General features: G+C 66.0%; 18 protein-coding genes. 3 read left to right on the forward strand and 15 right to left on the reverse strand.

Translation table 11 applies throughout. The features are described 5' to 3' along the window. Positions 1-345 precede the first annotated feature (345 nt). Together HDG32_RS19660 and HDG32_RS19665 are read left to right on the forward strand one after the other, a co-directional pair. Positions 346-2160 (forward strand): bifunctional diguanylate cyclase/phosphodiesterase, encoded by a 1815-nt coding sequence (locus HDG32_RS19660; RefSeq protein WP_184069979.1) that lies wholly within the window; start codon positions 346-348, stop codon positions 2158-2160. A 95-nt stretch (positions 2161-2255) separates the two neighbouring features. Then, complete coding sequence (locus HDG32_RS19665; RefSeq protein WP_184069982.1) at positions 2256-3713, forward strand: HDOD domain-containing protein; 1458 nt, start codon at positions 2256-2258, stop codon at positions 3711-3713. 100 nt (positions 3714-3813) lie between these two features. Here HDG32_RS19665 and HDG32_RS19670 read toward each other — a convergent pair whose 3' ends face one another. The 15 genes from HDG32_RS19670 to HDG32_RS19740 form a co-directional block, all read right to left on the reverse strand. Continuing rightward, the gene (locus tag HDG32_RS19670; protein WP_184069984.1) at positions 3814-5190 is read right to left on the reverse strand and encodes an EAL and HDOD domain-containing protein; all 1377 of its coding nucleotides are present in this window, start codon (positions 5188-5190) and stop codon (positions 3814-3816) included. A 251-nt stretch (positions 5191-5441) separates the two neighbouring features. Further along, a complete protein-coding gene (locus tag HDG32_RS19675) occupies positions 5442-6236 on the reverse strand; it encodes an ABC transporter substrate-binding protein (protein ID WP_184069986.1) in 795 nt (264 codons plus the stop codon). A gap of 146 nt (positions 6237-6382) precedes the next feature. Then, positions 6383-7441, reverse strand: coding sequence for a succinylglutamate desuccinylase (astE, locus tag HDG32_RS19680; RefSeq protein ID WP_184069988.1), 1059 nt, complete (start codon positions 7439-7441; stop codon positions 6383-6385). Further along, on the reverse strand, positions 7425-8765 hold the full coding sequence (astB, locus tag HDG32_RS19685) for an N-succinylarginine dihydrolase (protein ID WP_184070213.1): 1341 nt from the start codon (positions 8763-8765) through the stop codon (positions 7425-7427). Before astB ends, astE begins: the two co-directional genes overlap by 17 nt. Before the next feature lie 12 nt (positions 8766-8777). Beyond that, positions 8778-10241 carry a succinylglutamate-semialdehyde dehydrogenase gene (gene astD, locus HDG32_RS19690; RefSeq protein ID WP_184069990.1) on the reverse strand — a complete coding sequence of 488 codons (1464 nt, stop codon included), beginning with the start codon at positions 10239-10241 and terminating at the stop codon, positions 8778-8780. 2 nt (positions 10242-10243) lie between these two features. Then, positions 10244-11281, reverse strand: a complete 1038-nt coding sequence (astA, locus tag HDG32_RS19695; protein ID WP_184069991.1) for an arginine N-succinyltransferase — start codon at positions 11279-11281, stop codon at positions 10244-10246. Next, the gene (aruF, locus tag HDG32_RS19700) at positions 11278-12330 is read right to left on the reverse strand and encodes an arginine/ornithine succinyltransferase subunit alpha (protein WP_184070215.1); all 1053 of its coding nucleotides are present in this window, start codon (positions 12328-12330) and stop codon (positions 11278-11280) included. The genes astA and aruF overlap by 4 nt, the downstream gene beginning before the upstream one ends. Before the next feature lie 67 nt (positions 12331-12397). Continuing rightward, positions 12398-13633: an aspartate aminotransferase family protein gene (locus HDG32_RS19705; protein WP_184069993.1), complete on the reverse strand. Its 1236-nt coding sequence runs from the start codon at positions 13631-13633 to the stop codon at positions 12398-12400. 157 nt (positions 13634-13790) lie between these two features. After that, on the reverse strand, positions 13791-14834 hold the full coding sequence (locus HDG32_RS19710; protein WP_184069995.1) for a GlxA family transcriptional regulator: 1044 nt from the start codon (positions 14832-14834) through the stop codon (positions 13791-13793). Between the two features lie 28 nt (positions 14835-14862). Beyond that, complete coding sequence (locus HDG32_RS19715) at positions 14863-15654, reverse strand: ABC transporter ATP-binding protein (RefSeq protein WP_184044229.1); 792 nt, start codon at positions 15652-15654, stop codon at positions 14863-14865. Positions 15655-15745: 91 nt separating this feature from the next. After that, complete coding sequence (locus HDG32_RS19720; protein WP_184069997.1) at positions 15746-16459, reverse strand: ABC transporter permease; 714 nt, start codon at positions 16457-16459, stop codon at positions 15746-15748. Between the two features lie 5 nt (positions 16460-16464). Then, on the reverse strand, positions 16465-17154 hold the full coding sequence (locus tag HDG32_RS19725; protein ID WP_090805677.1) for an ABC transporter permease: 690 nt from the start codon (positions 17152-17154) through the stop codon (positions 16465-16467). Positions 17155-17509: 355 nt separating this feature from the next. Then, positions 17510-18463: a patatin-like phospholipase family protein gene (locus HDG32_RS19730; RefSeq protein ID WP_184069999.1), complete on the reverse strand. Its 954-nt coding sequence runs from the start codon at positions 18461-18463 to the stop codon at positions 17510-17512. Between the two features lie 59 nt (positions 18464-18522). Beyond that, positions 18523-19074, reverse strand: coding sequence for an outer membrane protein assembly factor BamE (gene bamE / locus HDG32_RS19735; RefSeq protein ID WP_090803993.1), 552 nt, complete (start codon positions 19072-19074; stop codon positions 18523-18525). 606 nt (positions 19075-19680) lie between these two features. Then, entirely contained in the window at positions 19681-21282 is a 1602-nt protein-coding gene (locus tag HDG32_RS19740) for a rhodanese-related sulfurtransferase (protein WP_184070002.1), read from the reverse strand. Positions 21283-21607: 325 nt separating this feature from the next. Between HDG32_RS19740 and HDG32_RS19745 the strand changes: the two genes are divergently transcribed. Further along, a complete protein-coding gene (locus tag HDG32_RS19745; RefSeq protein WP_090805675.1) occupies positions 21608-22603 on the forward strand; it encodes an LLM class flavin-dependent oxidoreductase in 996 nt (331 codons plus the stop codon). Positions 22604-22632 lie beyond the last annotated feature (29 nt).

Below are 22632 nucleotides of genomic sequence, written 5' to 3' on the forward strand. Positions count from 1 at the left end.
CGTCCCGCGGGAAGGGCCGTGGGGCTCTGGCGGACCTGACGACGGGGCGTTCGGACATGGATCATTGCAAGGTTCGGAAAGTCGATGCAGCGCGACGTCATCAGCGTCGCCAAATAAAGGGGATTCGCCGTATTAACGGCCGCGAGGCGACGTCACTTTAACCGAATCGTCCCGGCGACGGCGCCGGGCTTCTCCTTACCAGATGTTTTTCTCCACGGGCCGCTAAAGATTTCCCCGCATGCGTCGTTATCTCGTTCTGATGGGGCGGCCTGCTATCTCCTGGCCGCCCGGACCGGCGGACAAGCAGCCCCGCCCGCGGACGAACCGAGGTTGCCAGCGACAAACATGGAAGCGAACACGATCACCGCGCCCCGCCGGGGCTCCTTGCGCACGGTCATCGACCGGCTGCGGGCGTTCGGCCGGCGCGAGGACGACGACCAGCCGAGCAGCGCGATCCGCCCGCCCCCACTGGAACAGGTGGTCGGCGCGGTCGATCTGCTCGCGCACGTCGACGATGCGCTGCGCTTCATCTACGTGTCCGACGCGAGCCTGCGCTTCATCGGCTATCACCGCGAATACCTGAAAACCGCGACGCTGCACGATCTGGTCGCGCCCGCCGACGTGCCGCGCCTCGACGCGCTGCTCAAGCTCGCGGCGGCCTCGGGCAACGTCGAGAAAGCGACGCTCGGGCTCGTCAAGTCGCTGACCTATCCGATCACGGTCGAGCTGCGGGTCGTGCGCAGCAGCCACAACGGCGTCGACGGCTACGCGATCGCCGGCTTCGACGTGTCGTCGTGGCGCGCCACCGAAGAGCGCCTGACCCAGGCGCTGCATCTGGACCGGCTGACCAGCCTGCCGAATCAGTCGGGCTTGCTGCACGCGTTGCTCGACGCGCAACAGAAGGCCGACGCGCACGGCACGCCGGTCGCGCTCTTGCTGCTCGATCTCGACGACTATCAGCGCGTGAATCGCGCACTCGGCTACGACGCCGGCGACGAGATGCTGCGCGACACGTCGCGGCGGCTGTTGAACATGACGAGCCCGAACGAAACGATCGCGCGCGTCGCCAGCGACGAGTTCGCGATCCTCGTGAAGCCTGCCGCGAGCCGCACCGACGCGGCGGCGGCCGCCGAAGCGCTGGCGCGGCGTCTGTTGACCGCGATCCAGCAGCCGTACGTGTTCAAGGGTCAGCAGGTGCACCTGTCGGCCAGCATCGGCATCGCGCTGTACCCGGACGTGCGCCACGTCAACGACACCGGCGGCCACGACACGCACCTGCTGCGCTGGGCCGACCACGCGCTGTTGCAGGCGAAGGCCGCGGGCGGCAACACGCTCGCGTTCTACGTACCCGACGACAATCCGGCCGACGCCGAGCGCCTCAAGCTCGAGGCCGACCTCTACGACGGCGTACGCAACGGCGAGTTTTCGCTACACTTCCAGCCGATCACGAGCAGCCGCACGCGGGGCGTGGTCGGTGTCGAGGCGTTGATTCGCTGGACGCATCCGGTGCATGGCCTCGTGCCGCCGTCGATGTTCATTCCGCTCGCGGAGTCGATCGGGCTCATCAACTTTCTCGGCAACTGGGTGCTGAAGGTCGCGTGCATGCAACTGATCCAGTGGGACGCGAAGGGCATTGTGCTGCAGTACGTGGCCGTCAACGTGTCGCCGCAGCAGTTTCGCGATCCGCGCTTCAAGGACTCGGTGCGCGAGGCGATCGAGCTGACCGGCATCGATCCGCGCCGCCTCGTCTTCGAGATCACCGAAAGTCTGCTGATGCACGATCCGGCGCACGCGAAAGGCTTGCTCGAAGAGCTGACCGCGATGGGCATCCGCTTCGCCGTCGACGACTTCGGCACCGGCTATTCGAGCCTCGCGTACCTGCAGCGTTTTCCGCTCGCGAAGCTGAAGATCGACCGGAGTTTCGTCGAGAATCTGCTAACCTCGCGAAACGATCAGGCAATCGTTAGCGCTGTCGTCGGCCTTGCGCAGACGCTCGACCTCGAACTGGTAGCCGAGGGCGTCGAAACGGAAGCGCAACGCGCGTTGCTCACCGAGATGGGCTGCGATCACATTCAGGGCTGGCTCGTTTGCAAGGCGCTGCCGTCCGAGGAACTCGCGCAGCGCTTCGAATCGCGCGAGCTTCAGTTGCACCGCGCGTAACGGGCGATGCAGACACGACGCCCAGGCAGCGCAACAAGCCGGCTCACGACCGGCATGGCATTCACTGGAACACGTATGGCTTTTGCGGGACTCACATGGTAAAGGCGGCAGTGCTCGACCGGCTCTGGACGCGAATGAGCGAGCGCGGCGATTTCCCTATGCTGTCGCAATCGCTGCGCACCACCATGGCGGCAGTGACCAACGACGACCTCGACTTCACCGGCCTCGTGCAAGTGGTGCTGTCGGACTTCGCGCTCACGCAGAAGGTGCTGCGGCTCGCGAACTCGGCGATGTACATTGCGTTCGGCGGCAACATCACGACCGTGTCGCGCGCGCTGATGGTGCTCGGCATGGATGCGGTCGGCCATCTGGTCGTCGGTCTGAAGATCGTCGATCACTTTCATCAAAGCGCGCCGCGCCGCATCGACGCGAAACTCGAACTGAACCGCACCCTGCTGTCGGGCTGCGTCGCGCGCAAGCTGACCGAGCGCGGCGACCTGCGCGCCGGTGAGGAAGCGGTGGTCTGCACGCTGATGCGGCAGATCGGCAAGCTGCTGGTCGTGTTCTATCTCGACGCCGAATGGGACCAGATTCGCCGCCATATCGACGGCGGCGCACTCGAAACCGATGCGTGCGTGCTCGTGCTCGGCGTGACGTTCGATGAAATCGGCGCCGAAGCCGCGGTGCGCTGGCGCCTGCCTGACACGATCCGCTCGGGCATGGGTGAGTTCGATCCGGAGGATGTGACGCAACCGCGCCAGGTACAGTGGCTGCGCGCGATCACCAATTACTCGACCGCGGTCGCCGACGTGCTCACCCAGCAGAACATGCCCGAGGGGGAGCGCGAGGCACGCATCGGCGAGCTTGCGCACGACTACAGCAGCGCGCTGAACACCGACCCCGAGGTGCTGCTGCAGATGAGCGTCGCGCTATCGCGTGAGGATGGCGGCGACAGCGTGATGCGCGAGATCGTCGAGTTGCGCGCGAATGCCGATGCGATCGCGCGCGAGGCGCTCACACCCGAAGCGCGCATCGAGATCGGGGTGAAGGATCTGCGCGGCCTGCCCGAGGGCAGCCCGCTCGCACCGACGCTCGCGATGGCCGCCGAGACCGTGCTCGCGGCGCTCGGCTTCTCGCGCACCGTGGTGTACGTCAAGCACAGCAGCGGCGCGTTCAAGGCGCGTCTCGGCTTCGGGCCGAAGATCGATGCGGCGCTGCCGCGGCTCTCGTTCAGCACCGCGTTCGAACCCGATGTATTTCATCTCGCGATCGCGAACTCGGTGGGCATCTTCATCGAGAATGCGCGCGATCCGAAGATGGTCGCGCGGCTGCCCGAGTGGTTCCGGCGCTCGTTCGACGACGCGCGCGCGTTCGTGCTGCTGCCGATCGTCGACGAAACCGATCAGACGGTCGCGCTGCTCTACGGCGACTGGTCGCATACGCAGGAGGCGCGCCGCATCTCGCAGAAGGAGATGAGCGTGCTCAACGAACTGGCACGGGAGTTAGGACGTTTTTTCGGCCAGGGGCAGATGCGGGAAATGGAGACGATGTGAAGACCTGGCGTGATCGTTGACCACGCCGCTTCACTTCGATCCGTTCCGTGTTTGCCCGAAAACGATTTCATCCGGGCACCGTGCGGGGCTTTTACCCCACTCAATCCTCGATCCGCTCGAGCCCTTCCGCGCTGCGATCCGCGACGCCGGCCCATGCGCCGGCCGCGAGACCCATCTGCGCCACCTCTTCCACGGTCAACGGAGCAAGACGCTCGCATAGCGTGGCGACGCGCTCCCATGCGCCGCCTTCGAGCGCTTCGACCGCGCTCAACAGCAGACCCAGCCTGCCCTCGCGATGCAGGATCGCGGCCTGGATCGGTCGCGACAGCGTAAGGATGTTCAGCGTATTTTCGAGCGAGCCGCCGAACACCGCATCGACGAACGAAAACACACCGGTCAGGAAGGCCGCATCGGCTTCGTCGCGGCCCGCCTCGGGCATGCGCTCGATCGCGAGTTCCATGAAGCGCGCGCGCGTGGCCGCGAGTTGCAGCAGCGGATCGTCCTCCAGCGCGACCTTGCGGCCGTCTGCGTAGAGCAGCAGCTGCGTCCAGCGCGCGATACGGTCGGTGCCGGTCGCGTTGATCGCGTCGCGCAGCGTCGTCACCTTGTGACCGACCGCGAGGCCGCTCGAATTCGCGAGCTTCATCAGATGCATGACGAGCACCGGGTTCAGCTTCAGCTCGGCTTCGAGCTGCGCGACCGTCGGGTCGCCCGCGAGCAGTTGCAGCAGATTGAGCAGCGCGTGGCGCGGCGCGCTGACGCGGCGCGTCGCCGAGCTTTGCGCGCGCGCGAAGTAATAACCCTGGAAGCGGTCGAAGCCGAGCTCGTGCATCGTTTCGAAGTCGGCCTGCGCATCGACACCCGATGCGAGCAGCAGCTTGCCAGCCGACTTCAGCACGCTCGCGAGCTTCGGCAGCAGCGCGCGCGGTGTGCGCGTGACGTCGATCTTGACGACTTCGGCGTACGGCAGCAGCTTCGCGAAAGTCTCGTTGGGCTGCGTGACGTCGTCGAGCGCGAAGCGGTAGCGGCGGCCATGCAGATACACGATACGCGCGATCAACGCGTCGTCGACTTCGAGCGATGAAGGCAGCTCGAGCATGAAGCGCTCGGCGGGCAGTCTCAGGATCGCGTCGTCGAGCAGCAGCTCGCGGCTCACGTCGACGTAGGCCGGATGGCCGGTCAGCGCGCCGCGCACGTCGCCCTGCACGAGCCCGCGCACGATCGCGCGTGCGACGCGTTGCACCGGCGTGGGCGCGCGGCCCGGCAAGGAGTCGACGTCGGGATGAAGATCGGTATTGTTTTGTGGGGCGGTGAGGTCCGCGTCGGCGAGCGGCAGCTCGGGCGCACGCACCTTGATCTCATAGCCGCACAGCATGCCGTCCCGATTCAGAATGGGCTGCCTTGCGTAGCTGGCGGTGAGCGACGCGTCGTCGGTCGTGCCGCTGTGGCTCAGAGTCTCGATTGCGATGGTGGTCATTCCAGTCCCCCGCTCGGCGCCGCTGGCGCCTGGCCGCTATGTTCTGTTTTTCGCTGCACGTTGGCGCGTTTCAGTGACGTTGCAAGCTCCGTCGCGCGCGGCAGTGTGCGTCGCAATTTTATCGCAGCGTCATTGGGCACGAACAGGCTTACGAGGCAATATCTCGAAATATTTGTTGAACGTTTGCGACACGCGTGCAGAAAGCAAAACGGCTCGCAACGAGCGGCCGTTTTGCACACTTCGATGCATCGCTACTTCAGCACGACCTTCACGTCGAAGTATTTGGCGGCGAGGCGGTCGATCGTGCCATCCGCCTTCAGCTCCTTCAATGCGCCGTTCAGCGCATCCTTCAGTGCCTTGTCGTTCTTGCGCACGCCGTAGCCGACACCCGCGCCGAGCAGCTTGTCGTCGCTGACGGCCGGACCGGCGAACTCGAAGCCCGCGCCCTGGGGCTTCTTCAGAAAGCCCTTCGATGCCGCTTCGGCGTCCTGGAACGACGCATCGAGACGGCCCGACGCGAGGTCCGCGTAGATCTGGTCCTGCGTCTGATAGGGCACGACGTCGACCCCGGCCGGCGCCCAGCGCGCCTTCGCATAGGTTTCCTGGATCGTGCCCTGCAGCACGCCGACGTGCTTGCCCTTCAGCGATGCGGGCGTCGGCTGCAGAGCGCTGCCCTTCTTCGCGATCATCTGGTTCGGGATCGTGTAGATCGGATCGGTGAAGTCGATCGCCTGGCGACGCTGGTCGGTGATCGTCATGTCCGAGTTGATCGCGCTGAACTTGCGCGCTTCGAGCGCCGGGATCAGGCCGTCGAACGAGTTCTCGACCCACACGCATTTGGCCTTCAGCTTCGCGCACACGGCATTGCCGACGTCGATGTCGAAGCCCTGCAGCTCGCCAGCGGGCGACTTCGATTCGAACGGCGCATACGACGCCTCGACGCCGAAGCGCACTTCCTTGATCTCGGCCGCCGACGCGGTGCCTGCCGTCAACAGCGCCGTCGCGAACAGCGCGAGCGCGGCCAGGTTGGGCCAATTCTTCTTCATTACGGATGTTCCTTTACGGTGTGGACTGAAACGGAGCCGATTCTGCGCGCACAGGCGGATTACGCCGGCCGCGCTTCGGACTCGCGCGGCCGGCGTGACCCCTAGGTGCGACAGCCGCGAAGCCCGCGATTGTACATGGAACCTGTCTAGACAAGCCTGGACAGCGTATCGGCGGTGGTGTCGACGACGAGCAGACCGGCGCGCAGGCCGGGCTTGACCGTCGGGTTCGGAAACACGATGCGCTCTTCGTCGCGCTGCACCGTGTATTGATAGTCGCCGTCGCGCGCCAGCAAGCTGCCCTTTATGAGCGGCGTGAAGTTCGGCACGTCCGGCGCGAGCAGCAGCTCGAATGCGTCGCTTTGCTTGGTCAGCTGATCGACGACGGTGAACACACGCGGCAGAGCGGCTTGCGCGTCGGCTCGCGTGCCGGCCAGCAGCGCGCGCACCGCGAGATCCGCGCCCTCGAAGCGAGTCAGGTCGTTCTCGCCGAACGGCCGCACCTTGCCGAGTTCGAGCGTGCACGCAGCAGCGCCACACGCTTGCGCGGTGAAGTGCGAATAGGTGTTGCCCTTCGTCGTGTGCAGCAGCACCGCGCTGATACGCGCGTCGCCGAGCCATTCGAACATCGCGCGCGAAAACGGCTTGCCGGTATGCGGCAACAGCGCGAAGCGCTCGAACACCGACGCGCGGATCGCCGTATGCATGTCGATATGCCAGCGCGCGCCGGGCGCGGCTGACGCGTCGGCGAAAAAGCGCGTCGCGGCCTGTTCGAGCGCGGCCGCGCGCGGCGCCTCATGACTGTGCGGCAGTTGCAGATGACGGCCGCTGAACAGCCGGTTCAGATCGTCGTCGCGATAGCGGCCGCCGTCGCGCATCGCCTCGATGTTGCCGAGAATCACGAGCAACCGGCATGCAAGCACGGCGCGGCCCTGCGCGATATCGGCGACGATGCGCGACAGCAGTTCGATCGGCGCGGTTTCGTCGCCATGCACGCCGGCCGACACGAGCACGCTACGGATGTCCGCGTGCTGCTCCGCGGGCTCGATGACGAGTACACCGTCGCCCTGCCACGTCCAGCGCACGCCGTTCGCACACGTGCCTTGCGCTTGATGTTCGGCAGGCCGGGACCCCGCGAGCGTCCACGCGAGAAAATCGTCGAGCATCGCGCTCGGGGCCGCCATCGCGTGCTCAGCGCTGGAAGTCATACAGCGAACCCAGAGCGAGGATTTGCGTCAGCTCGTCGAGCGCGGTGCGCGACTCGACCAGCAGCTTCGGATCGGTGAGATCGGCGGGTGCGAGACGATCGCGGTAGTGCTTTTCGATCCACGCATCGAGACGGCCGAACAGCGTGTCGTCGAGCCACACACCCGGCGCGACCGCCGCGCGTTCGGTGTCGTCGAGTACGACGCGCAGCCGCAGACATGCGGGGCCGCCACCGTTCTTCATGCTCTCGCGCAGATCGAACACGAGCACTTCGTCGATCGGACCGCTGTGCGCAGTCAGCTCATCCAGATACGCGGCCACGCGCGGATTTTCGCGGCACTCCTGCGGCACGACCAGCACCTGCTTGCCATCGGGCCGAGTCAGCAGCTGGCTGTTGAACAGATACGACGTCACCGCATCGGCGACGCTGACCTGGGCGTCGGGCACTTCGATTACGTTGAACCCTGCGTGCAGGCTCGCGAGCTTCGCGCGCAGCTCGTCGTACACCGCCTGCTGCTCGACGAACGCGAGCTGATGGCAGAACAGCGTGTTGCGATTGCCGACCGCGATCACGTCGTTATGGAACACGCCCGCGTCGATCACTTCAGGGTTCTGCTGCGCGTACACGGTCGCCGCTTCCTGCAAGCCATGACGATGCGCGACCGCGCGGCTCGCCTCGAACGTCTGGCGCGCCGGATAGCGCTTCGGTTCCGGCCCGCGACGATACTCGCTGCGGCCATACACGAAGAATTCGATACCGCGCGCCTTGTATTGCTCGCAAAAGCGCGTGTGATTCGCCGCGCCCTCGTCGCCGAGCGCGGGCGTGCCGGGCAGCGCCTCGTGCACGACGAAGCGGTCGGTGTCGCTGAACATCGCGCGCAGCGTGCGGCGTGTCGACTCATGTTCGATCGCGCGATGCAGCTTGCTGCACAGATTGGCCGGCGTGAAATGCACGCGGCCGTCGTGCGTATCCGCGGACGGGCTCACCGTCGCCGCGTTCGCGGTCCACATCGCCGAGGCCGAACTCGCCGCCGCGAGCAGTTCGGGCGCGTTGTTCGCGACGCGCGCGATCACCGAAGCATCGTCGCCGGAAAAACCGAGCTCGCGCAACAGACGCATCGACGGACGCTCCTGCGGCGGCAGCACGCCCTGATGAAAGCCGAGGTCCGCCAACTGCTTCATCTTGCGCAGACCCTGGCGCGCGGCGGCCTTCGGATTCGCGACCGACTTCTCGTTGTTTTGCGACGCGACGTTGCCGAACGACAAGCCCGCGTAGTTGTGAGTCGGGCCGACCAGGCCGTCGAAATTGGCTTCAGTGGCTTGCAGCATCGTCGATCCTTAGAATTGAAGGCCCGGAGAGACGCTCGCGGGCATGTTCAGTTGCGCGCTCTCGACCGAGGCCATTGGGTATGCGCAGTAGTCGGCCGCATAGTACGCACTCGGCCGATGATTGCCGGAGCGGCCCGGCCCGCCGAACGGCGCTCCTGAAGAAGCGCCATTGGTCGGTCGGTTCCAGTTGACGATGCCCGCGCGAATCGTGCGCTGGAAATGCGTCCACAGCGCTTCGTCGTCGGCGAGCAGGCCCGCCGAGAGACCGAACTCCGTATCGTTCGCCCGTTCGAGCGCGTCGTCGAAATTGCGGTAGCGGATGATCTGCGCGAGCGGACCGAAGTGCTCCTCGTCGGGCAGGTCCTTTACGTCGGTCACGTCGAGAATCGCGGGCGTGACGAAGCCGAGTTGCGGATCGCGCTGCTCCATTTTCAGCAGAGCCTTCGCGCCGCTCGCGAGCAGACGCTCCTGCGCGCCGATCAAACGCGAGGCCGCGCGCGCCGACACCACGGCGCCCATGAACGGCTGCGGCTTGGCGTTGTATTCACCGACGCCGATGCGCGCGCTCACTTCCGTCAGGCGCGCGAGGAAACGCTCGCCGAACGCATCGTCGGGCACGAAGATGCGGCGCGCGCACGTGCAGCGCTGCCCCGCCGACAGAAACGCCGATTGAATCGTGTGGTGCACGGCGGCGTCGAGGTCCGCGACCGGACCGATCACGAGCGGATTGTTGCCGCCCATTTCGAGCGCGAGCACGATCTCCGGCCGTCCGCCGAACTGTTTGTGCAGCAATGTTCCCGTATCCGAACTACCGGTGAAGAACAGTCCGTCGATCTGCCGGTGATTCGCGAGCGCGATGCCGGTGTCCTTCTCACCCTGTACGAGATTCAGCACGCCGGCAGGCAGCCCCGCGTCGCGCCAGATCTGCACGGTCAGCGCCGCGACGCCGGGCGCAAGTTCGGACGGCTTGAACACGACCGCGTTACCGGCGATCAGCGCGGGCACGATATGCCCGTTCGGCAGATGGCCCGGGAAGTTGTACGGCCCGAACACGGCCACCACGCCATGCGGACGATGCCGCAGCACCGCGGTGCCGTCGGCCATCGCCGAGCGCTTTTCGCCGGTGCGTTCGTTGTAGGACTGAATCGAGATCTCGACCTTCGCGGCCATCGAGGCCGCTTCGGTGCGCGCTTCCCACAGCGGCTTGCCGGTCTCGCGGCCGATCGCTTCGGCGAGCGCTTCCTTGCGCTCTGTCACGAGCGCGGCGAAGCGGCGCACCACCGCGCAGCGCTCGTCGAGCGTCAGCGCCGACCATGCGGCGAACGCGCGGCGCGCGCTACGTACCGCGCGATCGACGTCGTCCGCCGACGCGCTGTTGCCTTGCCACACCACCGCGCCCGTGCCGGGATTGCGCGATGCGAATACGGGTCCTGTGCCGGCGGCCCATTCGCCGTCGATGAAAAGCTCGCTCATGATCATCCCTGTTTGTGTTTCAACGGCAGCACCCGCAGCGGATCGCCCGCCTGCACGCGAAGCGCGTCGGCCTCGGCCGCGCTCAGGCGGCACACACCGTTGCGCGGCACGCCCGCCACGACGCCTACGCGAAAATCGCCGAGCGACGTATTCGATACCATCGACTTCGGCCCGTCCTGCGCGGCTTGCTCCGCTGCCTCGCCAATTTCAGCCGCCACCAGCACGCTTTCGCGCACCGTGCGCAAATCGGCGATATGGCATTCGAGCACCGGACCCGCGTCGAAAATATCGACGTGATTCTCATAGCGCAGCCCTTCGGCTTCGAGCATGCGGCGCGCGGGAATCGTGTCGTTATGCGTGAGGCCGACGCAGCGCTGCGCTTCTTCCGGCAACAGTTCGACGTACACCGGATAGCGCGGCATCAGCTCGGCGACAAACGCCTTGCGGCCGTGCGAGCTCAGATAGTCGGCCGCGTTGAAATCGATCTGGTAAAAATGCGAGCCGACCGCGTGCCAGAACGGCGACGTGCCCTGCTCGTCGAAATGGCCGCGCAACTCCGCGCACAGACGCTGCGGAAAACGCTCGCGAAACTGCGCGAGAAACATGAAGCGCGAGCGCGACAGCAAGCCGCCGACGCCGCTCGTGCGATAACGCGGGCTCAGGAACAGCGAGCACACTTCCGCATAACCGGTGAGGTCGTGCGAGATGTTCAGCGCGTGCATGCGTGTCCAGATGCCGAGATCCTGGCTCGCGTGCACGACCGTGCTCACGCGATAGTTGTAGAACGGCTGCTGCAGACCCACCGCCGTTTCGATACCGCAGACGCCGGCCACGTCGCCGGTCGCGGTGTCTTCCATCACGAAGAAATAACCGGCCTCGTGCGGCGCGGCCTGATCTTCCATCGTGCGGCGTGCGCGCTCGACACGCGCCGCGAGCGCATCGCGATCCGGTTTGAAGGTGGTCAGGCCCGGCCCGGTTTCCTGCGCGAGCCGCATCAGTGCATCCACATCGCCTCGTTGCACTACGCGAACGACGATCATTGCGCTTCTCCCGATTGTTCATCCTGCGGCTGATGCAGCGGCACGCAGCGCACCGCATCGCCTTCCCGCACGCCGAGCGCGGCGCGCGCCGCCTGTGACAACCCGGCGCCCGACTCCTTGCCGGGCGCGAGATCGCCGAGCACGCAACGGAACTCGCCGGCGGCGCCGTTGTGCGCGATCAGGTACGTTGCGCCGCGCGTCGCAGATGCCTCGCGCACGACGCGCGTTTCGTTGTGCTTCACGCTGACACTGCGATCCACCTGCGCGGTCAGTACCGGACCCGCGTCGAAGATATCGACGTAGCGGTCGGTCTCGAAGCCTTCCTCGAGATGAATCTCGTAGGCGAGCAGCGCGTTCGCGTCCGGCTCGCCGAGCACGCGCTGCGCCGCTTCGGGCAACAGCGGCACATACACGGGATAGGTCGGCATCACTTCGGCGATGAAGGTGCGGCTGCGGCCGCCCGATTCGACTTCGATGTCAGCGAAATCGCGGCCGAAAAACTTGCGCCCCACCGCTTCCCAGAACGGCGATACACCGTTTTCGTCCGTCACGCCGAGCAGCAGCGAGAACACCTCGGGCGTGAAGCGCTTGCGATTCGCGGCGATGTACATCATCCGCGCGCGCGACATCAGTTGCGCGGCCGCGTCGCCGCGCAGCGACGGGTCGATGTAGTAGCCCGCGAGCCGGCTCTTGCCGGTCAGCTCGTGCGACATCGTCAGCGCGTGAATCTTGCGATTCACATGCAGTTCGCGCGACGCATGAATCAGCGCGTCGTTGCGAAACACGTAGAACGGGTCCGCGTAACCGGCCGCCGCGACGATGCTCGCGGTGCCCATCAGCTTGCCGGTCTCCGAGTCTTCGAGCACGAACAGATAAAACTCCTCGCCCGGAAAATCGACCTCCGCGCGAAACGAGTCTTCCGACAACGCGACCCGCGCTTCGAGCGCGCGCCGGTCGTGCGGCAGGGAATGCAGCACCGGCTGCGCGGTGCGCGCCATATGCTCGAGCGCATCGAGATCGGCAAGGCGGCCTGGACGTACGAAGAGCATCATCGTTCCTGTTGAATGTGACGCATGATCCGCTGCATCAGCGTGGGCGTGCGGGACTGCCTGAACATCAATGCGACGCCGCCTGCGCGTTCGCGCCGACGAGTTCGCCGAACGCCGTCTCGAGACGCGCGAAGCCTGCGGCCATGTCGTCGAGCGGCATGATCAGCGACGGCACGAAGCGCAGCACGTCCGGACCCGCCATCAGCATGATCACGCCGTGCTGGCCGGCCGCGGTGACGAAGTCCTTCGCGCGGCCCCGGAACGTGTCGTTCAGTTCGGCGCCGATCAGGAGACCCTTGCCGCGCACTTCGGTAAATAGCCCGAAGCGCTCGTTCAGTTTCGCGAGATGACCCTTCAGCACTTCGCTGCGCGAGCGTACGCCTTCGAGCAGCTTCGGGTCGCTGACGAGTTCGACCACTTTTTCCGCGATCGCCGAGCCGAGCGGATTGCCGCCGTAAGTCGTGCCGTGCACGCCGACCTTGAAGTGCGCGGCGAGCTCTTTGGTGGTCAGCATCGCGCCGATCGGGAAGCCGTTGCCGAGCGCCTTCGCGGTGGTCAGGATGTCCGGCGTCACGCCGGTGTCCTGGTACGCGTAGAAGAAGCCGCTGCGGCCCACGCCGGTTTGCACTTCATCGAAAATCAGCAGCGCGTTGTGCTGGTCGCACGCTTCGCGCAGCGCCTTCAGGAACGCCGGATCGGCCGGGATCACGCCGCCCTCGCCCTGGATCGGCTCGACGATCACCGCGCAGGTCTGGGCGCCGATCGCCTTCTTCGCCGCTTCGATGTCGTTGTACGGCAGATGCGTGATGCCGGCCGGCACCGGACCGAAGCCTTCCGAGTACTTCGGCTGGCCACCGACGCTGACGGTAAACAGCGTGCGGCCGTGGAACGACTGCGCGAACGAAATGATTTCATCTTTCTGCGCGCCGTGACGGTCGAACGCGACGCGGCGCGCGAGCTTCAGCGCGGCCTCGTTCGCCTCGGCGCCCGAATTCGCAAAGAACGCGCGGTCGGCGAACGTGAGGCTTTCGAGGCGCTTCGCGAGGCGCAGCACCGGCTCGTTCGTGTAGCCATTGCCGATGTGCCACAGCTTGCTGCCCTGCTCATGCAATACCTTCAGCAGCTCCGGATGCGCATGACCGAGCGCGGTGACGGCGATGCCGCCGGCGAAGTCGATATAGTCGCGGCCTTGCGTGTCCCACACGCGCGAGCCGAGACCGCGATCCGGTACGAAGGCGGCGGGGGCAAACACCGGCACCATGACTTCGTCGAAGGTCTGGCGTGTCACAGTCAGGTCGTTCATGGCAATTCCTTTTACGGGTGACAGGTAATACAGCTAGTGTAGGAAACCGCGCGCGGCACGTCTTGCGCATACGCGACGCTTTCTATGAGGTTCCGCGCGTCGCGGCTGTCGAGCTTTGCGCTGAACTTGCCGCGGTTTCGCTTTCAGATGGCTTGCGTCAATCGAGCTCGGGCCGCTCGATCAGCGCGGCCGGCCGCGGCTCGCTCGCGCCGCCGTGCGCGCCGGTCTGGCGGTCGATCCAGTTGCGGCGATCCTCGCGCGGCGTGACGCCGAAGCGCTCCCGATACGCATTCGAAAAGTGCGCCGCCGACGAAAACCCGCATGCGAGGCTGATCTGCACGACGGATTTGCTGGTGCGCTGCAATTGCGTGCGCGCCTTCGACAGCCGCAGCCCCAGATAGTATTTGGACGGCATCGAGCCGAGATACTGGCGAAACAGGCGCTCGAGCTGCCGCCGCGAGACGCCGACGAGGCCGGCGATTTCATCGGTGGTCAACGGGTCCTCGATATTGGCTTCCATCAGCAGCAGCGCGTCGTTCAGGCGCGGGTGGCGCTCGCCCGGCGCGGTCACGAACGGAATGCGCTGACGCTCCTCGCCCGCGCGCAGCACGCCTACGCCCAGCGTATCGGCGATGCGCTCCGCGAGTTCGGGCCCGTGCTCGCGGCCGATCATCGCGAGCATGAAGTCGACGGTCGCCTGGCCGCCCGCGCAGGTCGCGCGATCGCGATCGATTTCGAAGATCTGCTGCGTGACGATCGAGCGTTCGAACTGTTCAGAGAACTGCTGATAGGTTTCCCAGTTCACGCTGACGCGATAGCCGGACAGCTGCCCCGCCATCGCGAGCCACCACACGCCGTGGTGGATACCGGTGACGAGCGGCGTGCGCTGACCGACGCGCGCGAGGCTCGCGAGAAACAGCCGGTAGTCGGCGAACTGCTGGAACCGCTCGCTGATGATGATCAGCCAGTCACATGCGATCGCGTCGCCGAACGCGGCATCGGCCGGCCATTGCGCGCCGCCCGCGAGCGGCACCGCGCGGCCGTCCCACGAACATACCTGCACGCGATACAGCGCACGGCCGTCGATTTCATTGGCGAGACTGAGCGCGTCGACGATCGGGCCGACGCCCGACATCGACACGGGCGGCAGTGCCACGATCGCGACCTGGGTCGTGCGAGCCGGGGTGGACGTGCGGGCCATCGGGTGTCCGTGAAAAACGAGCCGCGCGTTACTTCAGGCTGCCGGACAGGAACTGCTTCAGGCGCTCGCTGCGCGGCGCGCTCAGCACCTCGGCGGGATTGCCCTCCTCCTCGGTACGGCCCTGGTGCAGGAACATCACATGGTTCGACACATTGCGCGCGAAGCCCATTTCGTGCGTGACGACGATCATCGTGCGGCCTTCCTCGGCGAGCTTCTGCATCACCTTCAGCACTTCGCCGACGAGTTCGGGGTCGAGCGCGGAGGTCGGCTCGTCGAACAGCATCACATCCGGGTCCATCGCGAGCGCGCGCGCGATCGCGACACGCTGCTGCTGGCCGCCCGACAGATGCGACGGATACTGCTTCTCGAGACGCGGCGCGAGCCCGACCTTCTCCAGATACTCGCGCGCCCGGTCCTCGGCCTCCTTGCGTTTCAGACCGAGCACATGAATCGGCGCTTCGATCACGTTCTCGAGCACGTTCATGTGCGCCCACAGGTTGAAGTGCTGGAACACCATCGCGAGCTTCGTGCGGATGCGCTGCAGCTGCTTGTGATCGGCGACTTCGAGATTGCCGGCGCGATCGGTCTTCGTCTTGACCGCTTCGCCGTCGACGATGATCTGCCCGGCGTTCGGCCGCTCGAGAAAATTGATGCAACGCAGGAAAGTGCTCTTGCCCGAGCCGCTCGCGCCGATGATGCTGATCACGTCGCCCTTGTTCGCGTTGAGCGACACGCCCTTGAGCACTTCGTTGTCGCCGTAGCGCTTGTGGATGTCCTGTACGGCGAGCTTGCAAGCTTCGGTTTGAGTGGTATGGAGCAAGATGCTCTCCCAGTGAGAATACGGATCGGTCTGGTGCGGACGCCGCCCTGCCGAAGCTCGAGGCGCCCGATGCTATGTCGTCAACGCGCGCTCAGTGCGTGCGCACCGCGAGATGCGCGAGCCAGCGACGCTCGGCGCGCCGGAACAGCGCAACCAGCGCGAACGACACCACGAGATAAATCAGCGCCGCGAGCCCGAACGCGTTGAACGACTGGTAGGTCGCCGAATTCGCGTCGCGCGCGACCTTCAGGATGTCGGGCACCGTGGCCGTGAACGCGACCGTCGTCGCGTGCAGCATCAGGATCACTTCGTTACTGTACAACGGCAACGCGCGGCGCAGCGCGGACGGTATCACAATGCGCCGGTACATCGTGAACGCGCTCATGCCGTAGGCACGCGCCGCCTCGACTTCGCCGTGCGAGGTCGAGCGGATCGCGCCCGCGAAAATCTCGGTCGTGTACGCGCAGGTGTTCAAGGCGAACGCGAGGATCGCACAGTGAAAGCCGCTGCGAAAGAACGCGTCGAGCAGACTGTGCGAACGCACGAACGCGAGACTGTACACGCCGGTGTAGATCAACAGCAGCTGGACGTAGAGCGGCGTGCCGCGAAATACGTAGGTGTACAGACGTACCGGCGTCGACAGCCAGCGCTTCTTCGACACGCGCGCGACCGCGAGCGGCACCGCGCACACGAAGCCGATCGCGATCGACGCGACCAGCAGCCACAGCGTGACCGCGAGACCCGACAGGCGTTGCCCGTCCCAGAACAGATACGCCTTCCAGAATTGATTGAAGATGTCGATCATGACGCTCAGAGCTCCGCGTGTCGCACGCCGATCGAATAGCGGCGGTTCAGCCAGATCAGCACGAGGTTCGATACGGTGGTGATCGCCAGATAGATCAGCGCGGCGACGAGGATGAAGAAGAACATGTTGAAGGTACTCTTGCCCGCGTCCTGCGCGGCCTTGACGACGTCGGCGAGACCGATGATCGACACGAGCGCGGTGGCCTTCACGAGCACCTGCCAGTTGTTGCCGATGCCGGGCAGCGCGAAGCGCATCATCTGCGGGAACAGGATGCGCGTGAACACGCGCACGCCGCTCATGCCGTACGCGCTGCCCGCTTCGAGCTGGCCGCGCGGCACCGCGAGAAAGGCGCCGCGAAAAGTCTCGGTGAAATACGCGCCGTAGATGAAACCGAGCGTCAGCACACCGGCCACGAACGGATCGATGTCGATCTGCTCGATGCTGAACATGTCGGTCAGATCATTGAGCCAGATCTGGATGCTGTAGAACAGCAGCAGCATCAGCACGAGGTCGGGCACCGAGCGGATCAGCGTCGTGTAGCCGGTCGCGATGACCCGCAAGGGCCGGTTGAACGAGAGTTTCGCCGCCGCGCCCGCGAGGCCGAGTAACACAGCGGCCGCCAGCGACAGAACGGACAGCTCGATCGTCTGAAGCGTGCCGGCGAGCAGCACGGGACCAAAGCCGTATAGGAACACGCGTGTCTCCATCCAGGTTCGTAGAATTGGCGCGGATGGCGGCGGCTTCATGGGCTGCTCGCTGCTCCGGCATGGCGCGGAGTCTCGCAAGCTGAAATCAATTTCTCAAATACCGGGCGGGTGGTTTGCTGCGACGCAACATGGCGCTTCGACGCACGAGGGAACGCTCGTAGCGCTTGGTTTCACAGGGGTTATCGTCTTGTCGTACGCGCGGCGCGCGCCTGGCCGTGCGGCGATTTCGCAAGTTTTGGGTCGCTTTTTCGATAGGCCGCGCCGACGGCGGTGGCACCGCCCGAAGGCGTCGCGCTGTTGCATCAGCGCGTCCACGCCGGCTCCGACGCCTGACAGCTCGCGCTCAGTCGAGCCCGAGCCGCGCGCGAATCGCCGGCAGCATCTGCTCGACCGCCTCGCGCCCTTCCTCGATGGCTGGCGCCGCGCGATGAAAATCGAAGATGCCCATGCCGCCGAGACGCGGCTGGATCAGGATATCGGCCGGTTCGCCAGCGAGCCGGCTGCGCGTGATGCGCACCTGCATGATGTCGATGCTTTGCGCGATCGAGCTCAGCATCGACGGCACCTGCGCGCTTGGCTTCGGCGGCACGCGCACGTCGTCGGTGGCGCTCGCCTCGGCTGGCGCGAGCCAGCGCGGCCACGGCTTGCCGTTGCGGCGCAGCGCGACGGGCGGCGGCGCGGTGGGATCGAGCGCGGGCGTTTCGATGACCGCGCCGCCGAAGTCGCGGCCGTTCAGGATGTCGTTGTTCAGATCGATCGCGATCACGCAGTCCGCGCGCATGCCACGCGCGACCGACACCGGCACCGGATTGCTGAGCCCGCCGTCGACGAGCCACACGCCGTTGTGCCATACCGGCGTGAAGATGCCCGGAATCGCAATCGACGCGCGCACCGAATCGATCGTGCTGCCGTCCTGCAGCCAGATTTCGCGGCCCGTGTCGAGTTCGGTCGCGACCGCCGCGAACGGCATGTGCAGTTGCGCAATCGAGCGGCCGGCGAATTTGTCGGCGAATAGCTGGATCACCTTGCGCCCGCCAAGCAGGCCGCCCGAGATGCGCAGATCGAGCAGCCGCACCACGGTCTGCCACGTGAGACGCGACACCCACTCCTCGAGCCAGTCGAGATCGCCGTTCGCATAGACCGCGCCGACCAGCGCGCCGATCGACGTGCCGCACACGACGTCGGGCCTGATGCCCGCGTCTTGCAGCGCGCGAATCGCGCCGATATGCGCCCAGCCGCGCGCGGCGCCGCCCCCCAACACCAGCCCGATCCGGCTGTATCGACGTCGACGTATCATGCCTGCCCCGCTTTTTCGGCCCGCTTATCCGGCCGTCTTCTGATCGACATTGCCCCCGCCTATCGCCCGCGGATCACGTCCGAGCGTGACGTGGTGTACACCCTCTGGTTCCGGTCGAAGTGAACGTTGAAGATGCCTTCTTCGGTCACGCCGCCCTCGCGCCATTTCCAGCTCCACACGGTTTCCGGCTTCAGCGGAAACACCGCCACCTGTCCAGGCTTGCCAAGCAAGCGCCGCACCTCGTCCTCGGTCATGCCCGAGCGAACCTGCGCGAAGTTGTCCGCGGTCAGCACCTGCGTGATCGCCTGCAGCTTGCCGTCGCGATCGATGTCGACCATGTAGGTGTTCAGGCCTTGCGGGCCGCGCGGATATTCGAAGCGCTTCGAGCCGTCGGTGAAGGTGCGCGTGGTCTCGGGCTTGCCCATCTGCGCGAGGATTTGCGCTTCGGTCGTGACGCCCGGTGTCATGTTCTTGAGCAGCAACGCGTCCGGTTTGACGGCATTGAAAAAGTCCTTGAGTTTTTGCACGGCTTGATCGCTCTGCTGTTGGTCGCAGCCGGTCAGCGCAAAGCACGCTATCAGTAGCGTGACGCCCAGTGGTTTGAGGCTCACTTCGGTTCCTGTCCGGATGTGTGGGATCTGTCGTCGCGGCGCCTGGCCGGTCTGTAGTGTGTACTACAAGGATAACCGCGCACGGAGAAAACCGCGAGCAACGCGGGCGCGACGGGTGCGGCTACGCACGCAACGTGTTGCGCGCAGCACTAATGGATCGGCTGAGGTCCGTCGAGATGGGCACGCCAGAAGCAAAAAGGCGACGCTGTGTACAGCGTCGCCATGTCGGTCGATAGGATCAACCGGAAGTGACGGCGGCTCATTAGCCGCCTTGCGCGAGGCACCGCGGACGACGCGCAGCGGTCTGCTCCAGACGAAGCGATGAGCAACCTTGGCTACTCACCTTGCGCCATCGCCGAATGACAAACCGCTGCCTTTTATGGCCGCCCTGGTCCCTCGAAAAGCCTTCCAGATGCCGCTAATCTAAACGCATCGGAGAGTTTCGACGAGAGCGCGTTTACACCGAATCGGCAGAAGATTCGCGCGGCGCAAGAGGGGTGCCGGATGGCCGGCCCCCGGATGGCCGGCCCCCGGATGGCCGGCCCCCGGATCGCCGGCCGCCGGATGGCCGGCCCCCGGATCGCCGGCCGCCGGATGGCCGGCCCATCAAATCACACGAAAGCCGTGCGTGCCGTCGCGCGCGAGTTGCGCGACGAGCCCATGCTCCCACTCCAGATACGCGCTCATCGCTTCGAGCGCGTTCTCGGTGCCCTCATACGGCCGCTGATAACGATCGATCCGCGGCGACGCCATCCGCGTGCCGCCCGACTCCACGGGCAAGCCCGCGTCGATCCACGCGATCGTGCCGCCGCGCAGCACCTGCACCGGCCGCCCGGTCGCCGCGGCGAGCTCCGGCGCGACGAAGCGCGCGAGCACGTCGCTGCCGCACGTGAGCACGTAGCGCTTCGCGTCGGGCAGTGTGCGCAGCGCGTCGGCGAGCTGACTGCGGATCACGAACCACGCGCCCGGAATATGCCGCCTCAGATAGTGCGTGCTGCTCGTGAAGTCGAGCACGACGGTTCCCGTCGACTGCAGCAGCGCGGCGAGCTCGGCCGGCGCGATGTCGTCGACGTCGGGCGGCGTGACCGCGTTGCGCGCCAACGGCGCCATGCCCTTCTCGGCGAAATCGGCCGCCGTCAGGCCATCGACCACGTACACCTCTACGTTCATCTGCGCGAGCCACGATGCGGTCATGTTCGCGCGCACACCGTCGCTGTCCGCGAGGATCACGCGCGCGCCGCGCACCGTCACGAACAGGTCGGTTTCCTGCACGAGCTGGCCGCCCGGCGCGCTGCGAAAACCGGGAACGTGGCCCGCCTCGTATTCCTCGGGGTTGCGAACGTCGAAGCGATAGACGGTACGCATCGCTTCGTCGGCCCAGCGGCGCGCTTCGTCGCGCGACGTGCGGCGCACGCGCGCCCGGTCGGCAAGCGCGCGCGCGCCGTCTGCCGCGGCGAGACGGGAAGCGTCGTCGACCGCGCCTTCGACACGCCGCGCGCTGCCATGCGCGAGCGGTTGACCGGCGAGCGTCCAGCCCATCGTGCCGTTGCGCAGCGCGGCCACCGGATTCGGCACGCCCGCGTTGATCAGCGACTGCGCGCCGATGATGCTGCGCGTGCGCCCCGCGCAATTGACGATGATGCGCGTGGCCGGATCCGGCGCGAGCTGCCGCGCGCGCAGCACCAGCTCCGCACCCGGCACGCTGATGCTGCCGGGGATGTTCATGATCTGAAACTCGTCGAAGCGGCGCGCGTCGAGCACCACGACATCGGCCTCGCGATCGAGCAGCGCCTGCACCTGCTGCGCGGACAGCGACGGCGTATGACGCACGCTTTCGACCAGTTCGCCGAACGCCTTGCTCGGCACGTTGACATCCTTGAACAACTCGCCGCCCGCTTCGCGCCAGCCTTGCAGGCCGCCTTCCAGCAAGGCGACGTTGGTATAGCCGAGTTCGGCGAAGCGCTCGGCCGCACGCCTCGCGAGGCCTTCGCCGGCATCGAACACGACGATCGGCACGGCCGGGCGCGGCAGCCGCAGCGGCGCGTCGAGTTCGAGCCGCGACAGCGGCAGATTGGCGGCGAACAACGGATGACTGCGCGCGTGCGAATCTTCCTCACGCACGTCGACAAGCGCGATCTCCTCGCGGTCGAGCAATGCATGGGACACGTCTTGGAATGACCGGGTACGAAACTCTTTGACGACATTCATGGGATCGGGAACTCCTTCGCTACATTCCGGATGTCCGGCAACGGGTCGCGTCACCGCACCGATACTTAACCGTACACTCGAATTCCGATCGGCGCACGGTCACTCGCTGGATTGCTGATTCGGGCGCACTGCGAATGCGAAGCACCGCCGCACGAACACGCTACGCATGCGCAATTTCCGCGCCATGGGTCGCGCCTCAGCGCGCCTCATCGGTCCTGCCGACCCTTCGGTCGACAGGGGCATCGCCGCGCCGCCAGCAGAAAAGGCGCCGCTTTGCCACAATGCCCCATCGCGCGAAAGCGCCGCCCATCGCAATCAACAGACAATGATCCCCTTCTCGGTTCTCGATCTTTCGCCGGTCACCGCGGGTGCCACGCCGGCTGACGCGTTCAGGAACACACTGTCACTCGCGCAGCACGCGGAAAAGCTGAACTACAAGCGTTACTGGCTCGCCGAGCATCACAACATGACCGGTATCGCGAGCGCGGCGACCTCGGTCGTGATCGGCTACGTGGCCGGCGGCACGAAGACGATTCGCGTCGGCTCCGGCGGCATCATGCTGCCGAACCATGCGCCGCTCGTGATCGCCGAGCAGTTCGGCACGCTCGCGTCGCTGTATCCGGGGCGGATCGATCTCGGCCTCGGCCGCGCGCCCGGCACCGATCAGACCACCGCTCGCGCGCTGCGCCGCGATCTCCAGGCGAGCGCCGAAACCTTCCCCGACGACGTCGTCGAATTGCAACGGTATTTCGCCGAGCCGGTCGCGGGCCAGCGCATTCGCGCGGTGCCGGGCGCGGGCCTGAACGTGCCGCTGTGGCTGCTCGGTTCGTCGCTGTACAGCGCGCAACTGGCCGCGGCGCTCGGGCTGCCGTTCGCGTTCGCGTCGCACTTCGCGCCCGATTACATGATGACCGCGTTGCAGGTGTATCGCACGCAGTTCCGGCCGTCCGCGACGCTGGCGAAGCCCTATGCGATGGTCGGCGTCAATCTGTTCGCCGCCGACACGAACGACGAAGCCGCACGGCTGTTCACGTCGCTGCAGCAGCAGTTCATCAACCTGCGGCGCGGCACGCCGGGACAATTGCAGCCGCCGGTCGAGCGGCTCGACGCGTCGGAGATGGAGTTGAACAACGTCGCGCGTGCGCTCGCCTGCACGGTGCTCGGCGATCGCGACGCAATCCGCGAAGGTCTGCAATCGATCATCGAGCAGACCGGCGCGAACGAGTTGATGCTGACCGCGCAGATTTACGATCACGCCGCGCGGCTGCGCTCGTTCGAGATCGGCGCCGAGGTGCGCGATGAAATGATGGCGGCCAGATAAGCGGTTCGCGAACCGATCGGCGGACACGG

The organism is Paraburkholderia sp. CI2 (assembly GCF_014201055.1).
GTDB classification, from domain to species: domain Bacteria; phylum Pseudomonadota; class Gammaproteobacteria; order Burkholderiales; family Burkholderiaceae; genus Paraburkholderia; species Paraburkholderia tuberum.

Coding starts and splice junctions, on each gene's coding strand:
- HDG32_RS19660 (WP_184069979.1), top strand. CDS start 346: ATGGAAGCGAACACGATCACCGCGCCCCGCCGGGGCTCCTTGCGCACG.
- HDG32_RS19665 (WP_184069982.1), top strand. CDS start 2,256: ATGGTAAAGGCGGCAGTGCTCGACCGGCTCTGGACGCGAATGAGCGAG.
- HDG32_RS19670 (WP_184069984.1), bottom strand. CDS start 5,190: ATGACCACCATCGCAATCGAGACTCTGAGCCACAGCGGCACGACCGAC.
- HDG32_RS19675 (WP_184069986.1), bottom strand. CDS start 6,236: ATGAAGAAGAATTGGCCCAACCTGGCCGCGCTCGCGCTGTTCGCGACG.
- astE (WP_184069988.1), bottom strand. CDS start 7,441: ATGACTTCCAGCGCTGAGCACGCGATGGCGGCCCCGAGCGCGATGCTC.
- astD (WP_184069990.1), bottom strand. CDS start 10,241: ATGAGCGAGCTTTTCATCGACGGCGAATGGGCCGCCGGCACAGGACCC.
- astA (WP_184069991.1), bottom strand. CDS start 11,281: ATGATCGTCGTTCGCGTAGTGCAACGAGGCGATGTGGATGCACTGATG.
- aruF (WP_184070215.1), bottom strand. CDS start 12,330: ATGCTCTTCGTACGTCCAGGCCGCCTTGCCGATCTCGATGCGCTCGAG.
- HDG32_RS19705 (WP_184069993.1), bottom strand. CDS start 13,633: ATGAACGACCTGACTGTGACACGCCAGACCTTCGACGAAGTCATGGTG.
- HDG32_RS19710 (WP_184069995.1), bottom strand. CDS start 14,834: ATGGCCCGCACGTCCACCCCGGCTCGCACGACCCAGGTCGCGATCGTG.
- HDG32_RS19720 (WP_184069997.1), bottom strand. CDS start 16,459: ATGATCGACATCTTCAATCAATTCTGGAAGGCGTATCTGTTCTGGGAC.
- HDG32_RS19730 (WP_184069999.1), bottom strand. CDS start 18,463: ATGATACGTCGACGTCGATACAGCCGGATCGGGCTGGTGTTGGGGGGC.
- HDG32_RS19740 (WP_184070002.1), bottom strand. CDS start 21,282: ATGAATGTCGTCAAAGAGTTTCGTACCCGGTCATTCCAAGACGTGTCC.
- HDG32_RS19745 (WP_090805675.1), top strand. CDS start 21,608: ATGATCCCCTTCTCGGTTCTCGATCTTTCGCCGGTCACCGCGGGTGCC.